The following is a 5921-nucleotide window of genomic DNA, read 5'->3' as shown; positions in this document are numbered from 1 at the left end:
AGCTACCGTTCCAGCTGGCGTATTTTAGATCGAAGTTGGTGAAGTCATAATACGAGATATGGGGGTGACCGGAGGAGTCCAGCGCCAGGGAGGTATCACCGCCTACTACGTCTCCCGCCGAGTCCACGGTCTCTATATGCCACTCCAGGTCCAGGTGTTCTCCGAGCCAACCTAAAAGATCGCTGACGCAACCCAGCGTGAAAGCCAGGACCGCGGAGATAATGATAAAGATGAGTCCGGCGTGCCTCTTCATCCCGCGCTCCTGTGAATAACGCCTTTGCAAACTGTTAGAGGTAGAACTCGACGCCAATCCGTGCGTTAAGAGCCTTGCCGAAGTAGGCGCCTTCCACCCATTTTTCTGGCCAGGCGACAACGGGGTAGTAATCAACACCGGCGCTGATCCCCCACGTGGAAGACAAACGGTATTCCACACCGGCCTTGACTTTAACTATGAATAGCACCACGTCGCTGCGGAAGAAAACGCCAGAGCCAAGCCCCGCGCTCACCCGAAAAATACGACCAAAAAAGAAATCGTAGTCCAAGGAAATCATTGTATCCCCGGTCTGAGCGACGTATTTATCAGGATCTAAGCCAATACCATTGCTCATTAATACAGTGGCCACCGACAGACCGAGGTAGCCTTCTCCTCGGCTGGAGTAGGTGACGGAGAAGTCTCCGATGAAGGGGTATCCCCCGCCTAGATGGATTTGGAATGATTCTAACGTTATTTCATGTCTGGTTACGCCTGTGCTGATGATTTTAGCTAAGCGTACCCTGTCGCCGGTTGTGACTTCGAATTCCCCCGACAGCTTGGCTTCCGATAAGGCCGTATCAACGACGCGGGAGACAACCGCCTTACCCAATTCGATAGTGTCATGCCCTACGAGTAAACCGGTTTCCGGATCGTAATACTCTTCACCTATCCGGTAAACCTCGAGCTCATCGCCTGGATTCAGGTTTTCCTGCGTGCCCAGATTCACCTTTATAATGTCTTTTTCAACGCCGATAACCACACCCATCACCGGGATGCTGTCGGCGAAGCGTTGCACAATCGAACGTCCTTCATTTAGAAGTTCTTCCAGATTTAAGGACTCGGCGGAGTCCGAATACTCTAATTTACCAGTCGTTACGTCCGCTAAACGCAAAGTCAAGTTATAAATGCTTCCCACCTGGGAAACCTGGCCGACGAGGGCCTTGTCGGCGCCGGCCAACTGGCCGACCTCCACGATGCACTCGGTTGACGTGCACCCCGACAGGGTCAGGGCCTGCTCCTCGAGTATGGCCGTAAGCTGCGCACGTTCGACCACGTCGAAACGGTGGGTATTGACCAGGGTATCCAGGATTGCGTCCGAAATCCCCGCCGCCGCGGACTCACTGACCCCCGAGGCCTCCAGACCGATGAAGGCCAGCTTAATCTTCTCGGCGCCCAGCGAGACGGCGGCGAGTAAAAACACGAAAATCAATACCCTGCGCACAGACCCTCCGTGAAAGCTAATGAGGCTTGATGAGTGTAATAAAAAAGGGGTTTTTGTCAAGCCGAAATAAAAAAAAGGCCTTTGGCCTTCTTTGTAACTCTGTTATTTATACGTCATTCCAGGACTAACGGTCGCCGCCCGGCGCGGTCCCCAAAAGCATTCGGCCGTCGAAGAGTGCTCCGGCCAGACGCCGAATCCCGCTTTTTTCGTCCCCGGCCAGTCGGTGGAGGTATCCCAGAAACAGTCCGATGGCGGAATCAGCCGCCCGGTCGAAGTTTATATTTAGATACCCCGGCCGCAGGTACTCGATTACGGCGCGGTTGAATGCGGAGTTGGCCCGGCCGATGGCCATCGTGTGTTCGTCAACAATCTCGGCGCGCGCCCCATACTCGTCGCAGAATGCCGCGAGGAGCGGATGTATCGCGAGGCGGAACTCCTCCTCGGTGAGTTTTTTCGGCAGAAGCTCGTCTAGTTTGCCTTTAATCCGTTCAACCCACTGAGCGATTATGCCGTCCATGTTCACGCGCTACCCCTCCGCGCTCCACGGCGTTTGGGCGTCACCGTGGAAGGCCGCCTCTCCGAGCTCCACCCGGCTGCGCTTCGCGGTCTCCCAACTTTCCGCGGGCCAGCCAAGGGCGATGACGGCAAGAAGTTTCCAGGCCCCCGGCGCCCGGATGAGTTTTCTGAGCGGCTTCTCCTTGAACCAGCCGAGCCAGCAGGTGCCCAGTCCAAGCTCCGTGGCCTTGAGGACGAGGTGCTCACCGGCCGCGCCGCAGTCCATCAAATGATACGGGATATCCTTGATGCCCTCGCCGAGCCGCGCGATGCCCAGCTTTCTCACCGCCGCCAGGACGACGAGGACCGGGGCGTCCGCGGCCCATCGGTTCGGGACCATGCCGCCCAGGGCCTCGTCGCAGATGCGCTTGCGTTGATCCGCGCCAGTAACGACCAAGAAGCGCCAGGGCTGGGCGTTGCAGGCGCTGGGGGCCAGTTGCGCCGCCCGCAGGCAATCGGTTATCAACGCGTCCGGCACCGGGCGGTCCGGGTCGAAGGCGCGGCAGGAATAGCGCTTTTCTACTAACTCGTTGAAATCCATTGTGATTGTTAAAGGTTTGACAGGTTTGATGGTTTTTGTTGTTTTTTTATGCTACAATATTAGCGATCCAGTCACCTGGAGTTGGATAACCCGAATGGGTTAGCGGAGGGATACCCCGAAAGGGGTATTCCTTTTTATTTTGGATAGAGCACAAATCCACAACCCTCAATATTTCCTGATTGATCACTACGGAACTTGCTTTCAATAATGGGAACCAGCCTGGATTCAAAAGTGCTTATTTCCATCACCGTTAAGTCATACTTTCTTAATACCCATCTTTTTGCATTGGCTACTAACATATCAATCAATTGTAAGCCTGCAATATTTTTATTCTTGGGTTTTAACTTAATTTCTTTACTTGTTAATGTACGATGATATAACAACGAGGTATTACGTACATCACCATGATGATAAGTATGTTCATACGCATTCTTGAGCATCTTATCTTCATTTCCTCCACGAGATTCCGCCAAAATATCCCCAACACCTCCAATTTCCGTTAAATGGAAGCTAAATCGCTGCATTAGGTACGTCAACGCCATGTGGTATGGATGCCAAGGATTTGGATTTTCATTTATATGCTTTAATTTATCTATAACAACAACATACAACTCATAAGGGACATCTGTTAGAAGCTTAAGCAAGTCTTCGTCAAATAATTTGCACATCTCTTCATCTTGAAGTACGGTGAAGGGTCCTCTTTTATCTATAATATCTCGTCTATGAAGGATAATCGGCTCATCGGCATGATACGGTAGATGTTTTCGTTTTAATGTTTCCAAAGCACCTGCAAATTCGTTGTAGCCCTCTCCATATTCAAACTGAACGCCTCCTAACGCCAAGAATCTATGGCCCTCTTGGCTCAGTGTAGACCTGTCATAAATGACATGGTCACCTGATTCGTCCACATAGAGTCTGTACCGCACTCACATGCTCCAGACCGTCAAGAGGGTGAAGAGGAAGAGGCCGAAGTAGATTACGGCGCCGAAGAGCGCCACCCGAGGATGCTTGCGGGCCAGGGTCAGTGCGTCGTAGAGCGGGTTGAAGGCCGCCCCGAAGCGGTACACCTCGAAGGCCGCTTTTTTCAGCCCTCCGTAAATCACCTTGGCCTTCTCCACGTCCCCCGCGTCCAGGGCGGCCTTCATCTCGGCCAGGGTCTCCTTGAGCTTGCCCTTCACGGTCTCCGTCTTCTTGGCCGGCTTGGCGTCGCGCTTCTGGGCCTCGTCCAGATGCCTCCGCAGCTCCTCGAGGTACTCCCCCTTCAGCCGCGGCGTGAGCAGATTGTCCATCAAAACGCGCGCCTGCACGTCCTCCAACAGGTCGGCCACGGTCAGGCGCGTCAGCGGAACCTTGTACTCCCGCCGGCAGGAGTCTATGAGCTCCTCGACCACCTCGTAGCCCAGCGGCGCGCCTGCGATGAGCATCTCCGCCACCAGATTGGCCGCGTGGCCGCAGGCCTTTTCCTCGGACATCTCGTTGCGCAGCTTCACCAGCCGCCCGAGGATGAACCAGGTCACCAACGCGAAGACCAGGATGACTCCCACGGTGACGATCAGGCGGACGAAGGGGTCCATGCCCGCCGTCTGCGCCCCGGGAACGGGCAGGGCCGACGACGCGCCCGCCGCCGCCAGCAATACGCAGAAAGCTTTGCGCATCGTACTCCTTAAGGGTTTTTTTTAGAAGGGGCTATCGTCCGGCCGGGATTTGGTTCAGATCCGCCGCCGCCGCCCCGCATGCCGTCCGGCGGTCTGGGCCGTCGGTTCCGCCGCGTGGGAGTAGTTGTCCGCGCGGTCGTCGTAAATGTGCCGGACGATGCTCTCTATCTTCGGCTCCGTGATCGTCAGGTCGCGGACGGTCAGGCGGGTGAGGCAGGCGGCGATGACATCTTTGGCCGTCGTCTCCTTCGGATCGAACCCCACCGACAGCCCGTTCGTCTCCCCCAGCCGCACCTCCAGAGCCTCGCGCGGGATGGAGAGGGCGGCCGCCAGCTCCGCGGCATCCAGCGACGCCGGACCTTCAGTATCCAGGTACACCACCCGCCGTCGGCCGAAGGTCCGCTTGAACTCCGCCAACGACCCGTCGGGCACAGGGCGAGGACGTCGTCCATGTAGTGGCTGGTGAGGAGCACCGTCGACTCGTGCCGCGTGTTGTAGCTGCGGATGAACTCGCGCACCGTGTGCTGCATCGAGACGTCGAGGCCGATGGTGGGCTCGTCCAGGTACACGACCCGGGGGTTGTGCAGGAGGGTCCCGGCCAGCTCGCACCGCACCCGCTGGCCCAGGGAGAGCTTGCGCACCGGCAGACGCAGAAGGTCATTCAGCTCCAGCACCTCGGTGAAGAAAGCCAGGTTCTTCTTGAACTCCTCGCGCGGAACCTCGTAGATTTTCTCCAGCAGCCGGAAGCTCTCCTGGACGGCGATGTCCCACCAGAGCTGTGAGCGCTGGCCGAACATGACGCCGACATCCCGGGCGTTGGCCACGCGCTGACGGTGGGGATCCCGACCGAGGACTCGGCAGGTTCCCTCGGTGGGGCGGATGATGCCGCAGAGCATCTTGATGGTCGTGGATTTGCCCGCGCCGTTGGGGCCGATGTAGCCGAGGAGCTCACCGGGCTCGATGGCGAAGCTCACCCCGTCCACGGCCCGGACATCCTCGTACTCGCGCTTGAAGAGGTTGACGATGGCGCCCCCGATGCCGGCCCGGCGCCGGAATATGCGGAAGACCTTGGTCAGCCCACGGGCTTCGATGACCGGACTACTGTCGGTGTTAATCATTCGGTTTGTAACTCAGTCCGGATCTTTGCCGCTGATGAGTTTCTCGACCATCCGCCCGGTCTCTTCCACCTCGCATGACACCGTCTTCCAAACGAGTTCCACATCAACCTGATCGTAATCGTGTATCAAGACGTCCTTCATGCCGGAAGGAGACAAGGGGTTTAAACCCCTTGCCCTAACATTTTCTTCCAGGGTATTTCGGGGTAGGCGGAGCGAAACTCCGGCGATAAGCGTTTTGTCGCTTCTCCGATGATTTCCAGCTTGCGGATGACCGCCGACAGCAGCAGGTCGTTCTCCACGAAGGAATCGTGGTCCACGCCGGCGATGAAGGCCCGGATAGAATTCAGGGCCTCGCGTATGTCAAACAGGTAACTTCTATCCCTCGGCGGCATAGATGACCATCGCCTTTGACAAAATTTCCTTCGGTCGAATAGGATTTCGGCTGCGTTCCAAACCCCGGCGGCTCACCAGGTCCACCTTTCGTTCCAATAGACTGGAGAGCTCTTCCTGCAGTTCGACGAAATCGTAAAGCGACCATTGGGCTTGGGGATTAAAGGTCACCAGCAGATCCACATCG

Annotated in this window: 10 protein-coding genes; all 10 read right to left on the bottom strand. The window is 56.6% G+C overall.

Features of this window, described 5'->3' with window-relative positions:
* The coding region (locus NTW26_06795) for a hypothetical protein (protein MCX7021964.1) at positions 1–253 on the bottom strand (253 nt) is incomplete at its 3' end.
* Between the two features lie 34 nt (positions 254–287).
* On the bottom strand, positions 288–1475 hold the full coding sequence (locus NTW26_06790) for a hypothetical protein (protein ID MCX7021963.1): 1188 nt from the start codon (positions 1473–1475) through the stop codon (positions 288–290).
* Between the two features lie 124 nt (positions 1476–1599).
* Positions 1600–1992: a hypothetical protein gene (locus NTW26_06785; GenBank protein MCX7021962.1), complete on the bottom strand. Its 393-nt coding sequence runs from the start codon at positions 1990–1992 to the stop codon at positions 1600–1602.
* 9 nt (positions 1993–2001) lie between these two features.
* Positions 2002–2571, bottom strand: a complete 570-nt coding sequence (locus NTW26_06780; protein ID MCX7021961.1) for a nitroreductase family protein — start codon at positions 2569–2571, stop codon at positions 2002–2004.
* A 134-nt stretch (positions 2572–2705) separates the two neighbouring features.
* Positions 2706–3497 carry a DUF3800 domain-containing protein gene (locus NTW26_06775; protein ID MCX7021960.1) on the bottom strand — a complete coding sequence of 264 codons (792 nt, stop codon included), beginning with the start codon at positions 3495–3497 and terminating at the stop codon, positions 2706–2708.
* Complete coding sequence (locus NTW26_06770; protein ID MCX7021959.1) at positions 3498–4226, bottom strand: hypothetical protein; 729 nt, start codon at positions 4224–4226, stop codon at positions 3498–3500. It lies immediately after the preceding gene.
* 54 nt (positions 4227–4280) lie between these two features.
* Entirely contained in the window at positions 4281–4490 is a 210-nt protein-coding gene (locus NTW26_06765; protein MCX7021958.1) for a hypothetical protein, read from the bottom strand.
* Positions 4427–5344 (bottom strand): ATP-binding cassette domain-containing protein, encoded by a 918-nt coding sequence (locus NTW26_06760; GenBank protein ID MCX7021957.1) that lies wholly within the window; start codon positions 5342–5344, stop codon positions 4427–4429. Before NTW26_06760 ends, NTW26_06765 begins: the two co-directional genes overlap by 64 nt.
* A gap of 161 nt (positions 5345–5505) precedes the next feature.
* Entirely contained in the window at positions 5506–5643 is a 138-nt protein-coding gene (locus tag NTW26_06755; GenBank protein MCX7021956.1) for a DUF86 domain-containing protein, read from the bottom strand.
* A gap of 76 nt (positions 5644–5719) precedes the next feature.
* On the bottom strand, positions 5720–5921 hold a 202-nt coding region (locus NTW26_06750; GenBank protein ID MCX7021955.1), incomplete at its 5' end, for a nucleotidyltransferase domain-containing protein.

It is taken from the genome of bacterium (assembly GCA_026398675.1).
Lineage (GTDB): Bacteria > RBG-13-66-14 > RBG-13-66-14 > RBG-13-66-14 > RBG-13-66-14 > RBG-13-66-14.
The sequence above is the reverse complement of the archived record's forward strand: the minus strand, read 5'-3'. Positions and strand labels throughout refer to the sequence as shown.

What these genes read in the sequence shown, in the direction of transcription:
- NTW26_06780 (MCX7021961.1), bottom strand. Translation starts at nt 2,571, where the DNA reads ATGGATTTCAACGAGTTAGTAGAAAAGCGCTATTCCTGCCGCGCCTTC.
- NTW26_06785 (MCX7021962.1), bottom strand. Translation starts at nt 1,992, where the DNA reads ATGGACGGCATAATCGCTCAGTGGGTTGAACGGATTAAAGGCAAACTA.
- NTW26_06770 (MCX7021959.1), bottom strand. Translation starts at nt 4,226, where the DNA reads ATGCGCAAAGCTTTCTGCGTATTGCTGGCGGCGGCGGGCGCGTCGTCG.
- NTW26_06760 (MCX7021957.1), bottom strand. Translation starts at nt 5,344, where the DNA reads ATGATTAACACCGACAGTAGTCCGGTCATCGAAGCCCGTGGGCTGACC.